Here is a 23,202-nt window from a genome sequence, read left to right on the forward strand (position 1 = left end):
GGGCGGGCGCGGCCGCCCCGCCGGTGGCCGCGCGGCCCCCCCCGGCCGGGGTGGCGGCGCCCCGCCCCCCGGGGGGGCCGGATCGGGCTCCCGGTCGGCGAACTCGGTCGTTGAACCCAGTCGTTGAACCGGTCGTCGCGTGCCGCCCCGGGGATTCGAACCCCGACTGCCCGCGTCCTGAGCACGGTGCCTCTGCCGTTGGGCTAGAGCGGCGAGCCCGCGGCCCGCGATCATCTGGGGCGTTTGGACGGCGCCCGTGATGACCATCGCGTCACCGTCCGGTCATGCCGTACGGCGGGCCGCGGGGAGAGCCGCAGCGGGGCCTCGAACCCCGTCCTGCTGGTTGGAAGCCAGCTGCCTTACCCGTTCGGCCTCTGCGGCGGGACTTCCCCTCGGAATGTCTATGGAGTTTTCTTCTCAGCCGGCTGCCGGCTGGAACGAGCGAAAGAAAAAGCCGCCAGGTGCGTTTCCCGGCGGCTTCGACATTCCTCTGTCGAGGATCATCCAGAAGCCCGCCAGACGGCGCCGCCGCCGAACAGGACCGCTCGCCCGTGCAGGCAGGCGGCCGACGTCAGGTCGCTGAGCATGTTCACCGCTGTCCTTTCACCGCGTACCGATCCGTCTTTCTTGCTGTGTGATCACAGTAACCGCGGGCATTCCCCGGATGCCACACATTAAAAAGCGAGGGTGATGTCACGGGCTCGGCTGGAAAAGCGGCCGTGACATCACCCTCGCAGAATCTCAGCCCTTGGGGCTCGCGCTCTCGACGACCTCGAACGTCCACAGCTCCGACCCGGACGCGGCAGCCCCCTGGCCGTGGCCGTGCCCCTGGGCGGCCTGAGCAGCCTGGGCGTGCCCTCGCTGGAAGGCCTGCCCCTGCTGCCACTTCTGGAAGTCGTCCTCGCTACGCCAGCGGGTGTAGACGAAGTACTGATCGGTGCCCTCGACGGGCCGCAGCAGCTCGAACCACTCGAACCCGTCGGCGGATTCCACCATCCCGGCGCGGTTGGAGAAGCGTCGCTCCAGCTCCTCCCGCATCTCCGCCGGCACGGTCAACACGTTGATCTTCACGACTGACAACGGAAACCCCCTCTCGTCCACCCCAACGCTAGCGTCCGGGCGGCTGGGGGTGGTCGAGGGCAGGGGCATCGTGCCCCGGTGGCGCTAGCGCATGAGCCAGGCCTGCTCCGCGGTGTCGCGGCAGGTCCACTGGATGAGCCACTTGCCCGGCTTGGGCTCGCCCTTGCCGACTGCCAGGCACAGGCCGGTGGCCCGGTTCTTCAGCCGCTGCAGGTCGTCGTACATCCACTCCTGCTCGATGCCGCCGTCGGTGCACGGCCACTGGATCGCGTACTTGCCCTTGACCCGGGAGCCGTGCGCGATCGCCAGGCACATGCCGGTCTTGGCGTTGACGAGCCTACGATCCCGGTAGATCCACTGCTGGTCCTTGTTGTTGGAGCACGTCCACTGGATGACCTTCTTGCCCGCCCGCACCTCGCTCTTGCCCACGGCCAGGCAGAGCTCGGTGGCGGCGTTCATCAGGCGCGTGCTGCCCGCCAGGTGCGAACCGCCCGCTGCCGAGGCGGGGGCGGCGGCGAGGGAGAGCGCCATGGCGGTCGTCGCGGCGACGGCGAACAGCTTGCTGGGGGTGGCGACCACGTCGGTGACCTTCCTAAGAGGTGTTGGTCACTATGACGCCCGCAATCCCCGATTTGTTGTGCGATTCCCGGCCTGTGCGCTCGCAGGACAACCCGTACGCCCACAAGGTTGATACGACCTGCTGCGCCTACACTGCGACGACCGCTCGGGCGCGCTGCGGCGGCTGCTCTACTCGGAGAGCACCCGGTTTCCCGACGTCCTCGACATCGTCCGGCAGAGCGGGCCGCACCGTCTCAACCAGGCACTCGCCGACCGGCTGGCCCGGCTCCCGGACGTCGCCGGTGGGAGACGGGCGAGCCCGCCCCGCCCGGAGTACTCAGCGACCGGCCGGGGTGATGCCGGAGATCCGGGCGGCGAGCTCGGCCAGGCGCGTGAGCGTGGAGTCCGCTGACGGGTCCGGGACGGCCACGATGACGTGGTCGACGCCCTGGGCGGCCAGGTCACCGCACCGCTGGACGCTCTCCTCGACGCTCTCGCCGTCGGGGATGCGCATGTGGAGGGTCTTCTCGATCTCCTCGTAGGGCCGTCCCAGCCGTTCGCAGTGGGCGCGCAGCACGCCGAGCTTGTGCCGCACGTCGGCGCCGTGCAGGAGGTTGCAGGCGTCGGCGTACTCGGCGACGAGCCGGAGGGTCTTCTTCTCCCCGCTGCCGCCGATCAGGATCGGCGGGCGTGCCTGCGGTGCGTTGAGCGTGCGCTCCAGCCTGTAGTGCCGGCCCTCGTACGGTTTGTCGTCGTCGCTCCACATCTGCCTGGCGATCTGGAGCGTCTCCTCAAGCCGCTCGAACCGCTCCGCCAGGGACGGGAAGCGAAGGCCGAGGCCGCGGGCCTCCTGCTCGTACCAGCCGGCGCCGATGCCGAGGACGGCCCGTCCGCCGGAGAGCGCGTCCAGCGTGCTGACCTGCTTCACCAGCAGCCCAGGCTCGCGGTAGACGGCGCCGGTGACCAGGGCGCCCAGCGTGACCCGGCTGGTGAGGGCGGCGGCGTAGGACAGCGCGCCGTACGCCTCCAGCATCGGATCCTCCACGGCGCCGAAGTTGGGGATCTGGAAGAAATGATCCATCACCCACAGGCTGTGCAGCCCCGCTTCGTCGGCGCCGCGGGCGACGGCCGCGAACCGCCCGGCGATCGCGGCGTCCCCGCCGGGCCAGGTGAAGCGGGGACAGGTCAGACCGAGTCTCATCGAAAACTCCTTGATCGGGTGGGGGCATGCCTGCCGCAGGATGACGTCACTGCGGGCATGAAAAAACCCTCTCGCCCGGGTTGCTGCACCCGAGGCCGAGAGGGCTCCGTAGGTCTCATTATCTCATGGACGGCACGCGGCTCTCGCCGGGACCGAGGTGGCCCGCTTCCTGGCGCCGGACCGTGGGTCAGGCCACGACGCCGCCGTCCGCAGCCCAGGACAAGCGGTGTCAGATCTACCGGTGCCGCTCGACGTGCGCGAGATGATCGGGCCTGTTGGTCATGATGCCGTCGACGCCGTACGAGATCAGCTGGCGGATGACGGCCCGTCTGTGCACCGACCAGGTGTAGACCCGCATCCCCTGATCATGGACCTCTTTGACGTACTCCGGGGTGAGGCCGATGTGCGGCGCATTGACCGAGTCGGCGTAGGCGGCCACCTCGGAGAGCCGGTCGACGGCCGGCTTGCCGAGCAGCGCGATCGGGACCTCGGGCATGAGGCGGTGGAAGTTCCGCATCGACTGCCAGTCGAACGCCTGCACGGCCAGCCGCTCCTTCGTCCACCACCTGCGGTTGGCCTGCAGCTCGGCGGCCACCCGCCGGTCGACGTCCTCCGGGGTGCGCGGGGCGTGCTTGATCTCCAGCAGCAGCCTGATCTTTTTGTCGCTCGTCGCCCGCAGCATCTGTTCGAGCGTGGGCACCTGCACGCCCCGGTACCGCGCGGAGAACCACGAGCCGGCGTCCAGCTGCTGGATCTCCGCGAGCGTGAAGTCGGCGACCCGCCACGGCGACCGTCCGGGGAAGAGCTGCTCGACGTTGGTGGTGCGGGCCAGTGTCGCGTCGTGCATCATGACGAGCTGGTGGTCCTTGGTCTCCTGGATGTCGAGCTCGCACGCGTCGGCCCGCAGCGCCCGAGCCAGGGCGCAGGACGCGATGGTGTTCTCGGGCGCGTACGCGGAGGCGCCCCGGTGCGCGATGTTGTCGACTTCTGGCGGCGAGGCGGAGGCGGCTCTCGGCATGACGGGCAGAGCGATCAGGGCGGCGGTGACGACGGCACCGAACTGTCGGTACATGTCCCTCCTCGGGCTTGCCTGCTGCCTGTAACCCGAGCCGGACAATTGCGTCGTATGTCGAGTTAGGGAGAAAGTGCCCATTTATGCCAGCAAAGACCGTTTTGATTCGGCGTGTCGGACGCGTCAGAACGAACTCTTTGCCACGGCAGCAGGGCCGCTTGGCGAGCGCGGGCATGGCGAGGGCGGCATCGCGACGGCGGGCATGGCGAGGGCGGGCGAGGGGCGTCAGGCGACTTACGCCGGCGACAGGCGTGCGAGACGTGCTACGACCGCGGCGGCGTCGTCATACGCGACACGATGAGGCGCTCAGCGGAAGATCCCCGTGTGGCCGAGCGAGTAGCGTCCGGGCTGCGGGTACACGCACAGGCCGTGCGGCCCCCGGCCGACCTTGATCTTGTGCAACAGCTCGCCCGTCACGGTGGAGAACACGTAGACGACCCCGTGGTACCTGCCGGAGAGCCAGAGCTGCTTGCCGTCCGCCGACACCCCGCCCATGTCGGGCGAGCCGCCTCCGGGGATCTGCCACCGATCGACCACCTTGCGGTCGGCGAACGACACCACGGAGACCGAGCCCTCTCCCCTGTTGGAGACGTAGAGCAGCTGCGAGTCCCTGCTGACGTACAGGCCGTGCGCGCCCCTGCCGGTGCGCAGGAAACCGACCCTCCTGAGGGTGGCGGCGTCGATGATCCACACGCCGCCCGCCATCATGTCGGCCACGTAGAAGAGCCGCCCGTCGGGTGACAGCTTGACGTCCTGCGGCATGTTCGCCGACCCCACGCCGATCACCTTCAGCACGCGCGGACGTTTCCAGTCGATCACCACCAGCTGTCCGGAGAACTCGCAGCTCGCCAGGAACACCGATCCGTCGGCGGTGAAGTCGCCGTGGTTGACGCCCCTGCACGGCAGTTCCAGAGAGCGGATCAGGCGCATCGTGTCCGGGTCGCGGAAGTCGAGCCGGTTGTTGCGTTCGGCCATCACCACGGCGTACGAGCCGTCGGGCGTGAAGTACAGGTTGTACGGGTCGTCCACGGGCACCGGCTTGCCGGGACGGCCGGTGACCGGGTCGATGGGAGTGAGCCGGTTGCCCTTGTTCTCGTTGACCCACAGCGTCTTCAGGTCCCAGGACGGCACGACGTGCTGCGGCAGCATGCCGACCCGGTAGCGGTGGACGACCCGGTACGTCCGGGGGTCGATGACGTCCACCGTGTTGGACTCGCTGTTGGGCACGTACACGCGCGGGGTCAGGTCCCTGACCTTCGGGCTGAGCATCCCCGGCCGGTCGTGGGCGTAGACGTCGGTCACCTTTTCCCGTACGCGCGGCTCCGCCTGCCTGCGTGGAGACGGGCTCGGCGGCGGGGCGGGGGTGCTGGCGACCACCGCGGGCGGCGTGGGCGGCGCAGTGCACGAGACCGCGGCCATGACGGTCGCACCAAGCACGCTCATCACCCAGGGCAGACGCATGCGGCACAGCCTAGGAAGGCGTTCGGCAGCGTACGCCCAGGTCAAGGTCAACATCGTGGCGACGCCCGATCAAGGGACGACATGCACGTCCGCCGTCCTCCAGGTGGGGGCGGGGAGCCGGGCGGCCAGGTCCGGACGCAACCGGCCGCCCGTCAGCACCCGGTCGTCCGGGACGGCCGCCTGCCGTCTCAGGTGGGCGCGGACCCCTGGTCATCAGCACGGTTTCCCGTAGAGCCGAGGATTCGGGCAGACCGGAAGCGCTCTTGACAGCTCGCAACGCTCACAAATACCGTCTACACACTGTTACTGGTACGTATTAGGAAGATCCCGTGAATACCCAGAAACGGCGCAAAGCTACGCAAATCGACATCGCTCGTCTCGCCGGCGTCTCCCAGTCCACCGTGTCCCTGGTGCTGAACGAGGATCCATCCCGGTCGCAGATCCCGGCCGCCACCCGCGAGCGTGTCATGGACGCCGTCCGCGAGCTCGGCTACACCGCCAACCCGGCGGCCCGCAGCCTGAAGGGCGGACGCAACCGGCTGCTCGGCCTCTACACCTTCGAGACCGTCTTCCCCCTCGACCAGCGGGACTTCTACTACCCGTTCCTGGCGGGCGTCGAGGAGGAAACCGCTGAGCGCGGCTACGACCTGGTGCTGTTCACCTCCGCGGGCTACGACCAGGGGCGTGGCGTCTACGCGGGCGACGTGAACCGGCTCAAGGTCGCCGACGGCTGCGTGCTGCTCGGCCGGCACATTCGGCGCGACGATCTGGAGCGCCTGGTCGCCGAGGACTTCCCGGTGGTGTTCGTCGGTCGCAGGCACGTCGAGGGCGGGGCACTGTCCTTCGTCGCCGCCGACTACGCCGCCGCGACCAGGGACGTCGTGCTGCGGCTGGCCGCACTGGGCCACCGCAGGCTGCTCTACCTGGCCGCGGGCGACCAGTCCGAGCCCAGCCAGGATCGCGCGAGCGGCTACCAGGAGGGGCTGGCCGAGGCGGGCGTCACCAGTGACGAGCGGATCATCGAACCGGACGGGCTCACCGCGGACCGGCTCGTCGGCTGGCTGGCGGACGGCGTCACCGCGATCGTGGTGGAACCCACAGAAGACGACCGGGTGGCGGTCGCGCTGCAGGAGGCGGCCGCAAGCGCCCGCGTCGGCATCCCCGAGGACGTCTCGGTGGCCCTGCTCGGGGACCCCCCTACCTGGTCGGCCTCACCCAGAGACTGGGCCGGCTTCTCGATCCCGCGTACGGAGATGGCCAGGGCCGCTGTCGACATGCTGATCAACCTGCTGGACGGTCAGGCGGAGCAGCGCACGCTGTTCCTGCCGTGCCCTCAGGTGACGGGCGACTCGATCGCACCGGCGCGGGTCCGACCGTGACGAAGCTCATCGTCAAGCGGCTCCTGGTCGGCGTCTTCGTCATGTGGGGCGCGGTCACCCTCATCTTCCTGATCGTCCGCTGGGCACCCGGTGACCCGGCGACCCTGCTGATCGGCTCGGACGCGAGCCCTGCTGAGATTGCCGCGCTCCGCGAGAGCCTGGGACTGAACGACCCGCTCTGGTCGCAGTACGCCCACTACCTGGGCCAGGTGCTCAGCGGCGACTTCGGCAGCTCCTACCGGCTCGACCGGCCGGCCATGGCTGTGGTGCTGAGCAGGCTGCCGGCCACGTTGGAGTTGACCGTCGCCGCCACCGTGATCGCGGTACTGGCCGGCCTGACGCTTGGGACCATCGCCGGCGGACGGGCGGGCAAGGCGGTGGATCGAGTGGTCTCGGCCGCCACCATCGGCCTGCAGTCCTTCCCCACCTTCTGGGTCGGCATCATGCTGATCCTGCTGCTGGCGCTGACGCTGGGGCTCCTGCCCAGCGCCGGTTCGGGGACCCCGGCGCACATGGTGATGCCCGCCATCACCCTGGCCCTGCCGTTCACCGCGATCGTGGCACGCCTCACGCGCAGCAGCGTCGCCGAGTCGATGCGCGAGCTGTACGTGCAGACCGCCAGGTCCAAGGGGCTCACCGAGCCACAGGTGCTGGTGGGCCACGTGCTGAAGAACTCACTGATCCCGGTGGTGACGGTGGTTTCGCTGCAGTTCGGGGCGCTGCTGGGCGGCGCGGTGGTGGTGGAGAACGTGTTCGCCTGGCCAGGGCTCGGCTCGCTGATCGTGAACGCGGTGGCCAATCGGGACTACGCGATCGTCCAGGCGGCGGCCCTGCTGATCGCCGGCGTCATCGTCGTGCTGAACCTCGTCGCCGACCTGGCCTACTCGGGGCTGGACCCGCGCATCAGGCTGGCAGGCCGCCGATGAGCCCGCGTAACCGGTCGCTGGCCCGCGTGCCGTACCTCATCGTCGGTCTTTACCTGCTGACGGCCGCGCTCGGGCCGCTGTTCGTCGACTACAACCCGCGCGTCACCAGCGTCATGCAGCGGTTGCTGCCACCGGGGGCGGCGACCGGTGCCGGGCAGGTCGCCTGGCTGGGGACCGACGCACTGGGACGCGACGTCCTCGCCCAGATCGTGTACGGCGCCCGCACGTCCGTCCTGATCGGCCTCGCCACGGTCCTCGTTTCGGCCGTGGTCGGCCTCGTGCTCGGCCTCATCGCCGGGTACGCGGGGGGCTGGCTGGACGCCGTGCTGGCGCGCTGCTTCGATGTGCTGCTGGCCTTCCCGGGGATCCTGCTCGCCATCGTGATCGCCGGCATCCTCGACCGCAGCGTGTTCGTGGTGGTGCTGGCGCTATCGGTGACGGCCTGGATCCCGTTCGCCCGCGTCGCCAGGGGGTCGGCGCTGTCCACGCGCGAACGCGGCTGGGTCGACGCCGCCCGTGTCATGGGCGTCGGATCCCTGGCCACGCTCAAGCGCCACATCCTGCCCTTCACAGCCGGCCCGATCGTCGCCCTCGCCACGCTGGAGTTCGGGCTGGTAGTCCTGGCGGAGGCGGGGCTCAGCTTCCTCGGCATCGGACTGCCGCCCACGACGGTCTCCTGGGGGCAGATCATCGCGGGCGGCAAGGACTACCTGCAGACCGCGTGGTGGATCTCCACCCTCCCCGGCATCGCCCTGACCCTGCTGGTCGTCAGCGTCGGCCTGGCCAGCGACCAGCTTTCCGAACGCATCAAGCTCTCGCGTTAAGGAGACCCCCATGTCCGCTCGAAGAACTCTCATTGCCGTGGCCGCCGCCGCGCTGCTGCTCGCCGGGTGCGGATGGGGCCGCACCGCGGACGAGCCCACCACCACCGGCGGGTCCGGTGAGCTGACCGCCGCGGGGACCTACTCCGTGGAGAGCCTCGACCCGCACGGCCCGTCCGCGATGGCCTCGGGCACCCAACTCGCGGCGCAGGCGATTTTCGGCCGGTTGGTGCGGCAGGGCGCCGACGGCGCCTACCAGGCCGACCTCGCCGCCAAGTGGTCGTCGAGCGAGGACGCCACCACCTGGACGTTCACGCTCCGCGACGCCACCTTCTCCGACGACAGCCCGATCACCGCGGCGGACGTGGCCGCCTCCTTCAAACGGGTCAAGGACCTCAAGGGCCCGCTGGCGGGCAACTTCCCCGACACCGAGGTGACGGCCCCCTCCGAGCACGAGGTCGTGTTCACCTCCAAGGCGTCCAACGCCGCGCTGCTCGGCAAGCTCACGCTGTTCTACGTGACCCCGGCCAAGGCGTCCGGCGAGGGCTTCTTCAACGCGCCGGTCGGCTCGGGGCCGTTCACGGTCACCTCTTTCAGCCCCGGCGAGCGGCTGGTGCTCGCTCCGAACGCGAAATACTGGGACGGCGCCCCCAAGCTGCGGAAGCTGACCATCCAGACCATCCCGGAGCTGTCGGCCAGGCTGACGGCGCTACGCACCGGTGAGGTGCAGGTCATCTGGGGCATCCCCGACGACCAGCTCGCGACCCTGCGTGGCGACCAGAACGTGACGGTCGAGAGCGTACCCGGCACGGCGGTCTTCACCCAGTGGTTCAACTCCGGGACGCCGGCACTGAAGGACGCCGCGGTACGCCGCGCGCTACGGCAGGCGGTCGACTTCAAGAAGATCATCACCTCGCTGTACCCGGAGACGGGCCTGCCCGCGGACTCCGCGATCGCCCCCACTGTGCTGGGATACGCCGCGCAGACCCCGGTGACGCCCGACCCGCAGGCCGCCAAGGCCGCGCTGACCGAGGCCGGGTTCGACTTCTCCAAGCCGCTGCGGATGCAGTTCTCCGGCGCCGAGTTCCGGCAGTTCGTGCAGGCGGTCGCCTCCGATCTGGACGCGATCGGGGTGAAGACCGACGTCCAGGAGAAGGAGCCCGCGGTCTTCCTGGAGGACCTGTTGGCCATGAAGTGGGACATCAACTTCCAGCAGCTCGCCACACCCACCCGCGACGCCGCCACCAACCTCGGCCGCCTCTACCCGTGCGCGGCCGGCCGCACCGGTTACTGCAACAAGGAACTGGACAAGCTCCTGTCCGGCGCGGAGGCCACCAGCGACGCCGCCGAGCGCAAGCGGCTCTACGCCGCAGCGATCGGCGTCATCTGGAACGACGCTGTCGGCATGTACCCGATGTTCGTCAAGGTCCCCTACGCCTGGCGGCCGTCGGTCAAGGGGCTCGTGCTCGACCCGAGCGCACTGCCGGACTTCTCGAAGGTCACGGTGACCTCCTCGTGACACTCCTGGACGTACGCGAGCTGTCGGTGCTGCTGCCCGCGCGCTCGGGGCAGGCCGTGCCGGTGGTCGAGGGTGTCTCCTTCGAGGTGCGGAGCGGCTCGGTCACCGGGCTCATCGGCGAGTCGGGCAGCGGGAAGACGATGACCGCGATGGCCGTCCTCGGGCTGCTGCCCGAGGAGGCGTCCTGCTCGGGCGAGCTGTGGTGGGCAGGCGAGGACATGCTCGCCGCGACTCCCGCCCGGCGACGGGCGGTCCGCGGGCACGAGATATCCATGATCTTCCAGGACCCGCTGGCGGCGCTCAACCCCAGTCAGACGATCGGCCGCCAGGTCAGCGAGATCCTGCGCCGCGGCGGGGCGTCCCGCTCCGAGGCGCTGGCGAGCGCGCAGGCCCTGCTCGAACGGGTGGGCGTGCCTGATCCTGGGCGCCGGGCCCGCCAGTACCCGCACCAGCTCTCCGGCGGGCTGCGCCAGCGCGCCATGATCGCCCTCGCGCTCGCGGGCGAGCCCCGGCTGCTTCTGGCCGACGAGCCGACCACGGCTTTGGACGTCACCGTCCAGAGCCGGGTCCTGCGCCTGCTCGCCCGGCTGCGCGAGGAGTCCGGACTGGCCATGCTCTTCGTCAGCCACGACCTGCGGGTGATCGCCCACGTCGCGGACGAGGTCGTGGTCATGTACGCCGGCCGCGTCGCGGAGAGCGGCCCGGCTCGCGAGGTGTTCCGTGCCCCCCACCATCCCTACACCAGGGCGCTGCTGGCGAGCGTGCCGTCCGTGCGGGCCAAGAGCGTGCCCGCCGAACCTCTTCCCGGGACCCCCGCCAACCCCTTCGACAGACCGCCTGGCTGCCCGTTCCATCCCCGCTGCCCCATCGCCAGACAGGTGTGCACGCAGGAGCGGCCGGAGGTCCGTTCGCTCACGACCGGCAGGCGAACCGCCTGTCACTTCGCCAAGGAGGGCTCGTGAACGGGCTCACCGTCACCGATCTGCGGGTCCGGTACGGCAGAGGCCGCGGCGCCCACGAGGCGGTACGCGGCGTCAACCTGACCGTCGGCCCGGGAGAGACACTGGCGCTGGTCGGCGAGTCGGGATCGGGCAAGACGAGCGTCGCGCGGGCCGTGATCGGTTTGGTCCGTCCGGCTGCGGGCGCCGTCGCCTACGACGGGACACCTCTGGGTCCGATCCGCTCCCGCTCCGGACACCTGCAGCGCAGCATCCAGATGATCTTCCAGGATCCGCGGTCGTCCTTGAACCCCCGCATGCGGGTCGTCGACCTGATCGCCGAGGCGTGGCGGGCCCACCCCGCGACCGCCCCGCCCGGCGATGTCGCCGAAGGGGTCGCCGCGCTGCTGGCCGACGTCGGTCTCGACCCGGACGTCGCGAGCAGGCGCCCCGGCGCCCTGTCCGGCGGCCAGTGCCAGCGGGTCAGCATCGCCCGCGCCCTCGCGCTGCAGCCCCGGCTGCTGGTCTGCGACGAAGCGGTCTCCGCGCTGGACGTGTCCGTGCAGGCGCAGATCCTCCGGCTGCTGATCGACCTGCGTGCCGCACACGACCTTTCCCTGCTGTTCATCACCCACGACCTGGGCGTGGTCCGGCAGATCGCCGACCGGGTCGCGGTGATGCGCGAGGGCGTCCTGGTGGAACAGGGCGACACCGAGGACGTGTTCACCGAGCCCCGTCACCCCTACACCAGGGAGCTCCTCGACGCGGCGCTCGACCTCTCAGAAGGAGTGACCGGATGACGCCGCAACCTCGCGGCTGGAACACCTGGGACGTGCGCTACCACACCGGCTACGCGCATCTGCCCAGCGGACTGCGGATCCGGGCCGGGCTGCGCGCCGGCGACGGGCCGCTCATGGACGGCTTCACCTGGCGTGACGGCCTGGTCAGGCTGGGCCATCACACGGTGCACGGTGACTACGCCGAGGTCACGGTGCACGCCTGGGAGACGCGGCTGGAGCTGCGCTTCGCCGGAGGCGACGGCGACGTCCTGTGCCTGACCGCATCCGTGGACGGCCCCGCCGATCTGGTACTGATCGTGGATCGGATGGCCGGCGTCGAAGGCGACCCGCGGGAGTGGGTCCTCGGCGTGTCACACCCCGCCGAGACCACGCGCGTTCCGGAGGCCCCGCGCCCACCTGGAGAGACCACACCACCGCCCGACGGGCTGTGCCTGCGCGTGGCAACCGAGCGGCTCGACGGCGAACCACTGCGCGTCCGGCTCACGCCCGCGGTCGAACCGCAGGGCTGCGAGGTCACCGTACGGGACGCCGCCCCAGGGCCGATCGACGCCGAGCTCGGCCGGCGCCGCCACCACGCCCTGGCCGGGCGGATCCGCACGTCGGGATGGCTGGCCGAGGCCGGCGATCCCTACCAGCGATCGGTCACCTGGAACACGATCTACGCCCCCGACCTGGCCAGAGTTCTCACGCCGACCTCGCGCGACTTCGTCAGCGCCGACCGCGGCGGCTTCTACGGGACCTGGGCCCTGCACACCTGGGACACCTTCTTCACCGGCCTGGTCGCCGCGTGGACCGACCGGGACTATGCCCGCGGCATCTTCGAGCAGATCTTCGACCATGCCGACGAGCACGGCATGCTGCCCAACCGGGTGTCGGACGAGCGTGGCCGCACCGCTGACAGGTCGCAGCCGCCCGTGGGCGCCCTGTCGGTGCTGGCCGCCTATCTCGGCGGTGGCCTTGGGGAGCAGACGCGTGATCGCAGCCTCCTGGAGCGTGCCTACCCCGTCCTGTCCGCGTGGCACGCGTGGTGGCCGATCGCCAGGCGGGGCACGCACGGGCTGCTCGCGTGGGGCTCCGACCCGGTGGAGGGGGACCCGGAGTCCGCCACCACCGACCGGGCACGGCGGGAGTCGGGGCTCGACGACTCCCCGATGTACGACGACGTCCACCTCGACCTTGCGACGCACACGATGGACCTCGCCGATGTGGGCCTCAATGCGCTGCACATCGCCGACGCCGACGCCCTGGCGCGCATCGCCGAACTGCTGGGCCACATGGACGACACCGTCAGGCTCCGAAAGGAGGCCGACGCCGCCCGCGCCCGCATGGACGCGCTGATGTGGCACGACGGCACATACCGGAACCTGTACGCCGACGGCCGGCACTCCCCGCACCTGTCTCCGACGATGCTCTACCCGCTCCTGGCCGAAGTGCCCTCCCCCGAGCGCGCCCGCGAGCTGGCCGAGCGCCTGCTGCGCCCCGAGGCACTCGGCGGCGACCCTCCCCTGCCGAGCGTGTCACGCGAGGACATCGGGTTCACCGACACGTACTGGCGGGGCCGGATCTGGGCGCCGCTCGCCTTCCTCGCGGTGTCGGGCCTGCGCCGTTACGGCCTGCCCACGCGGCCGGTGGTGGACCGGCTCCTGGCGATGTACCTGGGCGAATGGGCCAGGCACAGCCATGTCAGGGAGAACTACCCGACGGTGCCGGGCGAGGACGTCCGACCGCTGGCGGCACGCTCGGACGGCCTGTTCGGCTGGGGTTCGCTGCTGGCCCACCTGGCCTTCCAGGAACTGGCCGACCCGCGCGAGGACGGCTGGCGCTTCGCACACCCCGGCCATCCGGCCGTGCTGGCCGGGCTGCAGCTGGGCGAGGGGCCGCTCACCGTGACGGCCGACGCCCGCCTTCGGGTGCTGCTCGGCGACGACGTGCTGCTCGACGCCCCACCCCACCTGACGGTCACCGAGTACAGCAGGGACGCCGCCTCGGTCACCGCCGTCGTCCTCGGCGGACCGGGAGAACTCCTGCTCGCGCCGCCACCTGCGGTCGGCGGCCCACCCGTGACCATCCACGTTCCCACACCGGATCCGACCCCCGTCCGCTTGGAGAAAGGCGCTCCGTGACCGACCGCATGACAGACGTACTGGTAGTGGGAGGCGGGCTGGGCGGCGTCGCCGCCGCACTGGCCGCACTCCGGAGGGGCCGCTCGGTGGTGATGACCGAGGAGACCGACTGGCTGGGCGGCCAGCTCACCACCCAGGGGACCCCGCCGGACGAGCATCCCTGGATCGAGCAGTTCGGCTGCACGAGGAGCTACCGGCGGCTGCGCGACGAGATCCGGCGCTACTACCGTGACTGGTATCCGCTCACCCCGCAGGCCCGCGACCGTCCTGACCTCAACCCGGGCGAGGGCCGGGTCAGCCGGCTGTGCCACGAGCCCCGGGTCGCCGCCGCCGTGTTGTCCGCGATGGTCGCACCGTACCTGGCCGCCGGAACCCTGCGGATCCTGTACGGCCACGTTGCGGTGTCCGCGGACGTCGAGCATGACCGGGTGCGCGCCCTGACGCTGGTCGGGCCCGGCGGCGAGCGGGTCGTCATCGAGGCCCGCTACGTGCTCGACGCGACCGAACTCGGCGACCTGTTGCCGCTTACCGGCACCGAGCATGTCACCGGCTTCGAGTCGGCAGCCCGTACCGGGGAGCCCAGCGCCCCCGCCGAGGAGCAGCCCGCCAACATGCAGGCGTTCTCCTGGGTCTTCGCCGTGGATCACCGCGCGGGCGAGGACCACACCATCGACCGCCCGGCCGGATACGCCCGCTGGCGCGAGTACCGTCCGTCGTTCTGGCCGGACCGGCTGCTCAGCCTGACCGCTCCCGATCCCCGGACGCTGGAGACCGTGCCCCGCCGGTTCGTGCCCAATGAAGCGAGCGGGCCGACGTTCGCCGACCAGAGTAGGGACCCCGGCGACAAGGACCTGTGGACTTTCCGCCGGATCCTGTCACGGGGGGTGTTCAGCCCGGGGTTCCTGGACAGCGACGTCGTCGTGGTCAACTGGCCGATGATCGACTACCTACCCGGCCCGCTCATCGGCGTGCCGGACGAGGAACGGCGACGACACCTGGCCGGTGCCAGGGAACTCAGCCTGAGCATGCTGTACTGGCTGCAGACCGAGGCGCCCCGCCCCGACGGCGGAACCGGCTGGCCCGGTCTGCGCCCGCGCGGCGACGTCATGGGCACGACCGACGGCCTGGCGAAGGCGCCCTACATCCGCGAGTCGCGCCGCATCACGGCGAGGTACACCGTCGTGGAGCAGGACCTGGCCTACTCGGTGCGGGGCGAGCGCGGCGCGGTCGACTACCCCGACAGCGTCGGCATCGGCATGTACCGCATCGACCTGCACCCCTCGACCGGCGGCGACACCTACATCGACGTGGCGAGCTGCCCCTTCCAGATCCCGCTCGGCGCGCTGCTGCCGGTACGGATGCGCAACCTGCTGCCCGCCGCGAAGAACCTCGGGACCACCCACATCACCAACGGCTGCTACCGCCTGCACCCGGTCGAGTGGAACATCGGCGAGGCCGCGGGCGCGCTCGCCTCGTTCTGCCTGGACCGCCACCTGGAGCCGGAGCAGGTCCACAAGGACGAGCTCCTGCTGGCCCAGTTCCAGCACGGTCTCGTGGCGGACGGCGTCGAGCTCGCCTGGCCGCAGGTCAGGGGGTACTGACCATGATCGACGGCCGAAACCTGCTGCGCGGCGTGACCGCGCCCGTCGTCACGCCGATGGCGGCGCCCGGACGGCCCGACCACACCGCCGCCCCTGATCTGCTGCCGCGTCTGGCCGCCGCGGGCGTGCGCGGCCTGCTGCTGCTCGGCAGCAACGGGGAGGGGCCGCTCATCCCCGCCTCGTCGATCGGCGCGCACGTCACGGCCGCCGCGCACGCCTGGCGTGCCCTCGTCACCGACGGGCCCGTGCTGGTCAACATATCGGCGCAGGGCACGCTCGACGCGCGCGCCAGGGCTGAGGCGGCCCTGGCGGCCGAGCCGGACGCCTTCCTGCTCAGCCCGCCGGGCTACTTCAGGCACCGCGACGACGAGATCGTCGCGCACTACGCCGCCCTGGCCGACCTCGGCGTTCCCGTCGTCGCCTACAACGCGCCCCGCTACGCCAACCCGCTCACACCCGCCCTGGTCGCGCGCGTCCTGCGGCTCGACCACGTCGCTGGGATCAAGGACAGCTCCGGGGATGAGGAGCTGTTCACCGGCATCGTCGCCATCGCGCGTGACGTGGGTGGCGTGGGTGTCACACAAGGGGCGGAGGGACGGCTCGCCGCCGGGCTGCGCGCCGGAGCGGACGGGATCGCACCGGGTCTGGCCAACTTCGCGCCGGAGCCGATGGCCGGGCTCGTCGCCGCGCACGAGGCCGGGAACGACGCCCTGCTCAACCAACTCCAGACGGTCGCCACCGAGCTTGCCGCGCTGCACGCCATCCGGCCCGGCGTGCCGTCGGTGAAGGAGTTGCTGCGCCAGCGCGGCCTGTGCACCGAGCACGTCGCCCCGCCGCTACTGCCCTGCGACGCGGCCGAACGGGCCGCCATCAGGGAGTTCGCCGCCGAACAGGCGGAACACCTCATAGAGGGGAGCCATCGTTGACGTCAGCGAGCATTCGTGCGCGGGCCTTACCGACCGTTGTGATCAGGACGGTCCTGGCCGTGGCGATCGTGGCCGCGGCACTCGCCGCCGGTCCGCCCGCGCGGGCGGGCGCGGGTCACTTCGACGAGACCGTCCTGTGGGACGCCGACACCGACCAGACCTACGAGAACTTCCATGTCCACGCGCTCGGCATCACCAGGACCGGCACCGTCCTGGCCTTCACCGAGGGGCGCTACGAGGTTTGCGACGCCGGGCCCCGCGACGTGCTGCTTCGGCGCAGCACCGACGGCGGCGCCACCTGGCAGCCCACCCAGGTCGTCGTGCCGTCCCAGGACGGCAGCTCGCCGGGTAACCCCGCGATGGTCGCCGACCGGGCCACCGGCGAGGTCTTCCTCTTCTACAACGTCGGCACTCGTGACGCCGGGAACACCACCTGCTCGGCCGACCGCACCAGGCTCTTCGTGATCTCCAGCCGTGACGACGGCCTGACCTGGTCGCAGCCGCGCGAGCTGACCTCGCTGTTCGACGGGAACCCCAACGGCTGGACGCTGCACAACGCCGGCCCCGGCAACGGCCTGCAACTCGCCAACGGCCGGCTGTACATGCCCGCGAACCACCGCAGGGAGATCAGCTACTCGGTCCCCGAACGCCGCTACGGCATGTCGGGCCTCTACAGCGACGACCACGGCGCCACCTGGCAGGCAGCCACGCCCGTTCCCGTCTCCGCCAGCTACCCGATGAACGAGGTGCGCGTCTACCAACGCTCCGACGGCGCACTTGTCGCCAACACCCGCAACGCGGTCGGCGGCGGGCAGCGTCGGATCGTCGCGATCAGCCAGGACGGCGGCACCACGTGGTCGGAGCCGAAGCTGGACACCGCCATCGACTCCTACGTGGCCGTCGACTCCGCAGTGCGCCGCTACAGCGGCGGTCCAGGCGGCAACGGGCCCGACCGGCTGCTGTTCTCCAGGCCCGACTCCACTGCCAGGGAGAACATGACGGTCTCGATCAGCTACGACGAGGGCTACAGCTACCGTTACAGCAAGGTCGTCAACGCGGGGCCGTCCTACTACTCCGACCTCGCGGTCGCCGCGGACGGCACGATCCTGATGCTTTACGGCAAGGACGGTGCGAACGCCTCCTTCCCCGCCCGGGTGGCACTGGCCAGGTTCGACCTGGCGTGGCTCACCGACGGCAGGGACTCGGCCGGCGAAGGCCCCGGCCTCACCGAGCAGGCGATCGAGCTGGCCGGCGTCCGCCACGGGACAGGCCGGGCCGTGAGCGACCCGCTGGCCCGGGGCGGCGAGTACCTCACCTTCCAGGCCGCGCAGGCAGGAGACCGCGTCGAGGTACCGTTCGTCGTCAAGGGGCGGAGCCGGACGCCGGCCGAGGTGGCCATCCGCTACCTGCGCGTTCCTGACGGCGCGACCGTGCGGGTCGCCATCGACGACATCCCGCTGCCGGCCGCGGAGGTGGACACCAGCTCAGCGTCGCTGCCCATGTTCCAGGTCTACCGGCAGGGCAGCCTCACGCTCCAGCCCGGCAAGCACGCGATGACGTTCACCGTCACCGGGCCCGGCCACGGCGGGGGCATGACCCTCGCCCTTGACCACCTCTCCCTCGTCACCGGTGGCTTCCCCGCCGATCCGCCCAAGGGCATCACCGACAACGACACGGCGCTGAACTTCGCGATCGCCTCTGGCACGTGGGCCACTGGCACCGGCGCGACCGGCTACTACGGCCGCAACTACCGCTCACACGCCGCCGGCGACGGCTCCTCGGTTGCTCGCTGGAGTCCTGAAGTCCCGGCGAGCGGCGTCTACGAGGTGGCGGTGCGGTACACCGCCGACCCCAACCGGGCGTCCAACGCGCCGTACACCGTCACCTACGCGGGCGGCTCGGCGACCGTCCGGGTGAACCAGCGCGCCAACGGAGGGATCTGGGTCCCCATCGGCCGCTATCCGTTCGTGGCGGGGAACGCCGGCACAGTCGAGCTCAGCGATGGTGCGAACGGCTACGTCATCGCCGACGCGATCCGCCTGACGCCCGTAACCGGCAGGTAGCGCGCGCCCGTGCCGGCAGGTCATGCCCTGCCGGCACGGGCATCGCAGAGCACCGTGACCAGCACCGAGGCCCGCATCCTCCACACCGTCCCGGGCCGCCGTCGTTTAAAGGTTTTGCCCCTGTGTGCTCATCAATTTCGGGGAAAGTTTCAATCGAAGGTTCAACGACGTCCCGGGGAGCTAGGCTCCCTCAGCCTTCAGCTGGAGGCGGTGGGCCGGTGCTCGGGCGCCGTTGCTCCAGGCTCTGATGAGGGTTCACCTGCTATGCGGGCGGCGTGGGGCGGAACGGATGTGTCTCGTGCGCCCCGTGCTCGATCACGATGTACGTCGACTCGGGCACCTCGTTCCAGGCGCCGGGCAGGTCTCGCAGCGGCTCGGAAACGACGAGCCGCGCGTCGTCGGACAGCTGCTCCCGGGCGAAGACCTCCGGGTGCAGTTGCCGGAGGCTACGTACTTCGGTGCTGAAGAACAGGGACCGCGACCGATTCTCGCTGGAGTACCGGAAGGACCACAACCGCTCACCGTCAGACGTCGCGATGGTCATCTGGACCGGGTACTCGACGCCGTGCAGTCGACCAGTCCGCTCGACGAAACCGACCATCCGCGCCACCGCCGCAGGCGGGTCGTCGCGCAGCCCGAAGGTGAGGGCGAGGAAGAACATGACCTCCGAGTCCGTCGAGCCCTGTATCGCCGGGTAGAGCTCTGGGTCAACGGCGAATACAAGATCGCGTTTGAGCCGGCCGAAGTCGGCGATCGACCCGTTGTGCATCCACAGCCACCGGCCGTACCGGAAGGGGTGGCAGTTGGTCTGCTGCACCGCGGATCCAGTGGAGGCGCGGATGTGCGCGAAGAACAGTCGCGATCGGAAGTGGCTGGCGAGCTCGCGCAGGTTCAGGTCGCTCCACGCCGGTATGGTGCTCCGGACCACCGTGGGCGGGATGTCGCGGCTGTCTTCGTACAAGCCCAGGCCATATCCGTCGCCGTTGGTGGTCTCGGCTCCCAACCGGGCGAAGCGGCTCTGCTCGATCAGCGAATGCTCCGGTTTGAAGAGAAGTTCGTCAAGAATGATCGGGGAGCCGCTGTAGGCGAGCCATCTACACATGTGTGCCCCCTACCCTCGATCGCGCCACCCACCGCGCGGGCGGGATGTGCCGACTGTCCGGGCACTCCAGCCTCACACACCGTGGCGCGGGAGGACCTCTCGAGTCGGGAGGGACTAGGGTCGTAACGCTTGGTCGAATTGTCCCAGGGGAGGGCGATGCGCTGCAAAGCGGTCGTGGCGGTGGTGACCACGGTCATTGTTGTCGCGGCGTGCGGCGCGGACCTCGCGCCCTCCGCCCCTCGGCGGTCGCCCGCGCCCGATGCCGCTCAGACGTCGGGCCGTTCTCAGCCGCCGCTGAGCTCACCACCTGCTCGGCCCGCCGCCACGGGCGCGGCCGCGCCCGATGACTTCAACGGCGACGGCTACGCCGACCTGGCCCTGCGCATGCCGAGGAAGGGTGAACCCGACTACACCGCCATCGTGTACGGCTCGCGGCACGGTCTCGATCCACGGACCAAGACGATGCTGACCTACTGGATGCCCGGCTCGGAATCCTGGGACGTCGACGTGCGGACAGGAACGGCTGACCTGGACGGCGACGGCCACGCCGACCTGTTGATCAGCGCCGGGCAGATGAGAACGCCGCTGCAGGTGTTCTGGGGCGGACGATCGAGGGTCGCCGCCAAGCCCCAGCCTGTCGCCTTGCCTTTCCCCGCCGACAGGCACATCAGCACGTACGTGCTCGGTGACTTCGACGGTGATGGCTCGGCTGATCTCGCTGTGTGGCTGACCGGTCCAGGGGAGGGTCAGTTCGCCGACGCCGTTTCTCTCACAGTCCTCTACGGTCCGTTCACCCGCGCCGGGGCCGCCAGCCACCACACGCTCAAACCTTGGCCGCTCGCGTACCCGTTCTACGTGTCGGCCGACCGGATCCACGGCCGTCGCGCCACCAGCCTGATCATCAGTGATACCAACGGCGATGCCCAGGGACCCGCGTGGCTGGTGCAGGCGGGGCCGGACGGTCCCATCTGGAGGGGGCGCAATCTGGGTGAGGGCAATGCGACGGCGTTCGGCGACTTCGACGGCGACGGCACGCGGGACGTCGCGGTCGGCGACACCGGCACCCGCGACGACGAGATCGACAACGGCTGGGAGCCGCCGGAGACCGACAGCACGTTGACCGTTCACTTCGGCGACGGCCGCCGCCAGCGCTTCACCGGGGTGAGAGGCGTCGCGGTGACGGCCGACCTCAACGGGGACGAGCGGGACGACCTGGTCATCGGCGGCGGCGACCCCTTCGGCAGGCGTCCCTCCCGTCCGCGCGTCTTCTGGGGCGGCCCGCAAGGGCTGCGCCGCGGCGCGGAACTCCGGACGCGCGCGACCCCGGCCGTCTCGGGCGACTACGATCACGATGGCCGCGACGAGGTGGTGCTGATCTCGTTGGAGAACCAGGTTCAGGTCTGGAACGGGCACCGGATCACTGGCAGCTTCGAGACCTCCGGCTTCCCCAGATAGCCGCCCATGTACAGCTACGCCACCGAAGCCGGCCGTGCTGATGACTCCCGGCAAATGCGACGAGCCTTTATCTCGGTCTGCTGATCACAGCATGATCGCGGGTGTGCGGTTCTCCTGAGAACGTAGTGGCCGGGTGGCGCGGAGGGGTCTCACCTTCGGGCCGTCCCTGCCGTGGTTGCGCCGGCGGCGCCCGGCGAGCAGTGGTCCTTTAAATCCCAATTGCCCTTGACCATGCCGAAGTGGCTCTACTAGCGTCACTCTCTGCGATACATCGTCTCTCTGAGAGAGACTGTCTTGAGGGATGTGAACGCCCGTGAAGAGGGTGCAGGTTGTAGCGGCCACGTTGGTGTCCGCGGTCGCGCTCGTCAGCTGCTCGACGCCCACCGACGCCCCCCAAGGCGATCAGGCGAAGAGCGGCGCGGCGAATATCGAGCAGGTCGACACCTTCACGCAGGTCAAGCCCAGCCCAGAGGTCGAAGCACTGCTTCCCGCCGGGGTGAAGAGCTCGAAGAAGATCACGATCGTGCTCAGCGCGGGCGCTCCGCCGACGTCGTTCATCGCACCCGACGGCAAGACGAGCATGGGACTGAACGCCGACATCGGACGGGCGCTCGCCAGGACCATGGGAGTCGAGCCCACGCTCGTCTCGATCCCCCTCGACGGCATCATCCCCGGCCTGCAGTCGAAGAAGTACGACATGGCCCTGGCGTCCATGTCGCCGAGCCCGGAGCGGCTCCAGGTCCTCGACATGGTCGCCTTCACCAAGGGCGGCTCCGCGATCGCCGTGCCCAAGGGCAACCCGAAGAAGCTGAGCTCGAAGGCGCTCTGCGGGCTCCAGGTGGGCGTCGCCGTCGGGTCGTTCCAGGCCACGACCCGGCTGCCGAAGCTCAGCGAGGAGACGTGCACGAGCAGCGGCAAGCCGGGCATCAAGGCGGTGGAGTTGCCCGACCAGAGCCAGGTGCTGCTGGCCCTGTCGAGCGGCCGCGTCGCCGCGGTCATGGCCGACGGCCCGGTGCTCGGCTACGCGCAGAAGACCCAGGACACCAAGTTCGAGCTGCTGCGGGACGAGTCCAGTCTGACCTCGACCGGCGGCATGGCCGTCGTCAAGGGCTCCGAGCTGACACCGGCGCTCGTCAAGGCGATGGAGGTCCTGCACGGGCTTCCCGAGTACCAGAAGATCTACGACAAGTGGGGGATGGCCGGCTACGTCCTCCCCGCCGGCGAGCTGGGCCAGCTCAAGGGCTGAGGCGACCGAACCCGTGAGCGTTACCCCCGGGGTCCGTCCGCGGACCCGCCGCGACCCGAAGAAGAGCCCGTGGCGCTACGTCGCCATCGCGGTGATCCTCTTCCTGGCGCTGTCGCTGGCCGACGTGGCGTTGACCAACCCGAACTTCGGGTGGTCGGTCGTCGGCCAGTACCTCTTCAGCGCCGTCATCCTCAACGGGCTCCTGCTGACGCTTGAGCTGACCGCCCTCGTCATGATCATCGGTTCGGTGCTGGGCGTCCTCCTGGCGATCATGCGGACGTCCAGCAACGCGTTCGTGGCCAGGAGCGCGTGGGCCTACGTCTGGTTCTTCCGCGGCACTCCCCTGCTGATTCAGGTCATCTTCTGGTTCAACATCGCGGCCCTGTTCCCGGAGATCGAGCTGGCCGTACCGTTCGGTCCGACGCTGGTGGGCTTCGACGCCAACGCGCTGATCACACCGTGGACCGCGGCGGTGCTGGCGCTGTCGCTCAACGAGGGCGCGTACATGGCCGAGATCGTGCGCGGCGGCCTGCTGGGGGTCGACCGTGGTCAGTACGAGGCGGCCCAGGCGCTCGGCATGCGGCCGAACAAGGTCTTCCAGATCATCATGCCGCAGGCCGTGCGCACCATCATCCCGCCCACCGCCAACCAGCTGGTGACCACGTTCAAGAACACCGCGCTGGTCAGCGTCATCGGCCTGGCGGATCTCCTGCACAGCGCCCAGGTCGTCTACGCGCTGAACTACCAGACGATCCCGCTGCTCATCGTCGCCGCCTTCTGGTACCTGCTGCTCACCTCGTTGCTCAGTTACGTCCAGGCGCTGCTGGAACGCAAGTACTCCAAGGGTTACGCACCCAGGTCGCGCCCGCAGGCCAGGACCGAGTCCGTCGTGGCGAAGTCCGCCGTGGCGAAGGAGGTCTAGTGGAGACAC

At 70.2% G+C, this 23,202-nt stretch carries 20 protein-coding genes and 2 tRNA genes; 14 read left to right on the plus strand and 8 right to left on the minus strand.

Going from position 1 to position 23,202, the window contains the following annotated elements; translation table 11 throughout:
* Positions 1–140: 140 nt before the first annotated feature.
* The 4 genes from ABZ297_RS17440 to ABZ297_RS17455 all read right to left on the minus strand — a co-directional run bounded on the left by ABZ297_RS17440 (position 141) and on the right by ABZ297_RS17455 (position 1,659).
* Positions 141–213: transfer RNA gene (locus ABZ297_RS17440), tRNA-Leu, on the minus strand.
* Between the two features lie 96 nt (positions 214–309).
* Positions 310–381: transfer RNA gene (locus ABZ297_RS17445), tRNA-Gly, on the minus strand.
* A gap of 360 nt (positions 382–741) precedes the next feature.
* Positions 742–1,080 carry an antibiotic biosynthesis monooxygenase gene (locus ABZ297_RS17450; RefSeq protein WP_355346490.1) on the minus strand — a complete coding sequence of 113 codons (339 nt, stop codon included), beginning with the start codon at positions 1,078–1,080 and terminating at the stop codon, positions 742–744.
* Positions 1,081–1,164: 84 nt separating this feature from the next.
* Positions 1,165–1,659: an RICIN domain-containing protein gene (locus ABZ297_RS17455; RefSeq protein WP_355346493.1), complete on the minus strand. Its 495-nt coding sequence runs from the start codon at positions 1,657–1,659 to the stop codon at positions 1,165–1,167.
* Between the two features lie 121 nt (positions 1,660–1,780).
* Between ABZ297_RS17455 and ABZ297_RS17460 the strand changes: the two genes are divergently transcribed.
* Positions 1,781–2,050, plus strand: coding sequence for a TetR/AcrR family transcriptional regulator C-terminal domain-containing protein (locus tag ABZ297_RS17460; protein WP_355346643.1), 270 nt, complete (start codon positions 1,781–1,783; stop codon positions 2,048–2,050).
* On the opposite strand, the gene ABZ297_RS17465 is transcribed toward ABZ297_RS17460, so the two are convergent.
* The 3 genes from ABZ297_RS17465 to ABZ297_RS17475 form a co-directional block, all read right to left on the minus strand.
* The gene (locus ABZ297_RS17465; protein WP_355346496.1) at positions 1,976–2,839 is read right to left on the minus strand and encodes an LLM class F420-dependent oxidoreductase; all 864 of its coding nucleotides are present in this window, start codon (positions 2,837–2,839) and stop codon (positions 1,976–1,978) included. The genes ABZ297_RS17460 and ABZ297_RS17465 overlap by 75 nt on opposite strands.
* Before the next feature lie 235 nt (positions 2,840–3,074).
* Complete coding sequence (locus tag ABZ297_RS17470; RefSeq protein ID WP_355346499.1) at positions 3,075–3,911, minus strand: glycerophosphodiester phosphodiesterase family protein; 837 nt, start codon at positions 3,909–3,911, stop codon at positions 3,075–3,077.
* A 306-nt stretch (positions 3,912–4,217) separates the two neighbouring features.
* Positions 4,218–5,372 carry a YncE family protein gene (locus tag ABZ297_RS17475; RefSeq protein ID WP_355346502.1) on the minus strand — a complete coding sequence of 385 codons (1,155 nt, stop codon included), beginning with the start codon at positions 5,370–5,372 and terminating at the stop codon, positions 4,218–4,220.
* A 329-nt stretch (positions 5,373–5,701) separates the two neighbouring features.
* Here ABZ297_RS17475 and ABZ297_RS17480 point away from each other — a divergent pair, with 329 nt between their 5' ends.
* From ABZ297_RS17480 to ABZ297_RS17525, 10 genes are read left to right on the plus strand one after another with little or no spacing between them, the layout of a single operon-like run.
* Positions 5,702–6,751, plus strand: coding sequence for a LacI family DNA-binding transcriptional regulator (locus tag ABZ297_RS17480; RefSeq protein WP_355346505.1), 1,050 nt, complete (start codon positions 5,702–5,704; stop codon positions 6,749–6,751).
* Positions 6,748–7,677, plus strand: a complete 930-nt coding sequence (locus ABZ297_RS17485; protein WP_355346508.1) for an ABC transporter permease — start codon at positions 6,748–6,750, stop codon at positions 7,675–7,677. The genes ABZ297_RS17480 and ABZ297_RS17485 overlap by 4 nt, the downstream gene beginning before the upstream one ends.
* Positions 7,674–8,501: an ABC transporter permease gene (locus tag ABZ297_RS17490; RefSeq protein ID WP_355346511.1), complete on the plus strand. Its 828-nt coding sequence runs from the start codon at positions 7,674–7,676 to the stop codon at positions 8,499–8,501. Before ABZ297_RS17485 ends, ABZ297_RS17490 begins: the two co-directional genes overlap by 4 nt.
* 10 nt (positions 8,502–8,511) lie before the next feature.
* Complete coding sequence (locus tag ABZ297_RS17495; RefSeq protein ID WP_355346514.1) at positions 8,512–10,017, plus strand: ABC transporter substrate-binding protein; 1,506 nt, start codon at positions 8,512–8,514, stop codon at positions 10,015–10,017.
* On the plus strand, positions 10,014–10,979 hold the full coding sequence (locus ABZ297_RS17500) for an ABC transporter ATP-binding protein (protein WP_355346517.1): 966 nt from the start codon (positions 10,014–10,016) through the stop codon (positions 10,977–10,979). Before ABZ297_RS17495 ends, ABZ297_RS17500 begins: the two co-directional genes overlap by 4 nt.
* Positions 10,976–11,755 carry an ATP-binding cassette domain-containing protein gene (locus ABZ297_RS17505; RefSeq protein ID WP_355346520.1) on the plus strand — a complete coding sequence of 260 codons (780 nt, stop codon included), beginning with the start codon at positions 10,976–10,978 and terminating at the stop codon, positions 11,753–11,755. Before ABZ297_RS17500 ends, ABZ297_RS17505 begins: the two co-directional genes overlap by 4 nt.
* On the plus strand, positions 11,752–13,878 hold the full coding sequence (locus ABZ297_RS17510; RefSeq protein WP_355346523.1) for a trehalase family glycosidase: 2,127 nt from the start codon (positions 11,752–11,754) through the stop codon (positions 13,876–13,878). The genes ABZ297_RS17505 and ABZ297_RS17510 overlap by 4 nt, the downstream gene beginning before the upstream one ends.
* Complete coding sequence (locus tag ABZ297_RS17515) at positions 13,875–15,479, plus strand: FAD-dependent oxidoreductase (RefSeq protein ID WP_355346526.1); 1,605 nt, start codon at positions 13,875–13,877, stop codon at positions 15,477–15,479. The genes ABZ297_RS17510 and ABZ297_RS17515 overlap by 4 nt, the downstream gene beginning before the upstream one ends.
* Before the next feature lie 2 nt (positions 15,480–15,481).
* Positions 15,482–16,405, plus strand: a complete 924-nt coding sequence (locus tag ABZ297_RS17520) for a dihydrodipicolinate synthase family protein (protein ID WP_355346529.1) — start codon at positions 15,482–15,484, stop codon at positions 16,403–16,405.
* A 38-nt stretch (positions 16,406–16,443) separates the two neighbouring features.
* Entirely contained in the window at positions 16,444–18,468 is a 2,025-nt protein-coding gene (locus tag ABZ297_RS17525; protein WP_355346532.1) for an exo-alpha-sialidase, read from the plus strand.
* Between the two features lie 262 nt (positions 18,469–18,730).
* Here ABZ297_RS17525 and ABZ297_RS17530 read toward each other — a convergent pair whose 3' ends face one another.
* Positions 18,731–19,570, minus strand: coding sequence for a class II glutamine amidotransferase (locus ABZ297_RS17530; protein ID WP_355346535.1), 840 nt, complete (start codon positions 19,568–19,570; stop codon positions 18,731–18,733).
* Between the two features lie 156 nt (positions 19,571–19,726).
* Between ABZ297_RS17530 and ABZ297_RS17535 the strand changes: the two genes are divergently transcribed.
* The 3 genes from ABZ297_RS17535 (at position 19,727) to ABZ297_RS17545 (ending at position 23,193) form a co-directional block, all read left to right on the plus strand.
* Positions 19,727–21,025 (plus strand): VCBS repeat-containing protein, encoded by a 1,299-nt coding sequence (locus ABZ297_RS17535; protein WP_355346538.1) that lies wholly within the window; start codon positions 19,727–19,729, stop codon positions 21,023–21,025.
* A gap of 313 nt (positions 21,026–21,338) precedes the next feature.
* Complete coding sequence (locus tag ABZ297_RS17540; protein ID WP_355346540.1) at positions 21,339–22,271, plus strand: ABC transporter substrate-binding protein; 933 nt, start codon at positions 21,339–21,341, stop codon at positions 22,269–22,271.
* A gap of 13 nt (positions 22,272–22,284) precedes the next feature.
* Positions 22,285–23,193, plus strand: coding sequence for an amino acid ABC transporter permease (locus ABZ297_RS17545; RefSeq protein ID WP_355346543.1), 909 nt, complete (start codon positions 22,285–22,287; stop codon positions 23,191–23,193).
* The last annotated feature ends 9 nt before the right edge of the window (positions 23,194–23,202 follow it).

The organism is Nonomuraea sp. NPDC005983 (assembly GCF_040614375.1).
Lineage (GTDB): Bacteria > Actinomycetota > Actinomycetes > Streptosporangiales > Streptosporangiaceae > Nonomuraea.

Coding starts and splice junctions, on each gene's coding strand:
- ABZ297_RS17510 (WP_355346523.1), top strand. CDS start 11,752: ATGACGCCGCAACCTCGCGGCTGGAACACCTGGGACGTGCGCTACCAC.
- ABZ297_RS17475 (WP_355346502.1), bottom strand. CDS start 5,372: ATGCGTCTGCCCTGGGTGATGAGCGTGCTTGGTGCGACCGTCATGGCC.
- ABZ297_RS17465 (WP_355346496.1), bottom strand. CDS start 2,839: ATGAGACTCGGTCTGACCTGTCCCCGCTTCACCTGGCCCGGCGGGGAC.
- ABZ297_RS17520 (WP_355346529.1), top strand. CDS start 15,482: ATGATCGACGGCCGAAACCTGCTGCGCGGCGTGACCGCGCCCGTCGTC.
- ABZ297_RS17490 (WP_355346511.1), top strand. CDS start 7,674: ATGAGCCCGCGTAACCGGTCGCTGGCCCGCGTGCCGTACCTCATCGTC.
- ABZ297_RS17530 (WP_355346535.1), bottom strand. CDS start 19,570: ATGTGTAGATGGCTCGCCTACAGCGGCTCCCCGATCATTCTTGACGAA.
- ABZ297_RS17470 (WP_355346499.1), bottom strand. CDS start 3,911: ATGTACCGACAGTTCGGTGCCGTCGTCACCGCCGCCCTGATCGCTCTG.
- ABZ297_RS17495 (WP_355346514.1), top strand. CDS start 8,512: ATGTCCGCTCGAAGAACTCTCATTGCCGTGGCCGCCGCCGCGCTGCTG.
- ABZ297_RS17535 (WP_355346538.1), top strand. CDS start 19,727: ATGCGCTGCAAAGCGGTCGTGGCGGTGGTGACCACGGTCATTGTTGTC.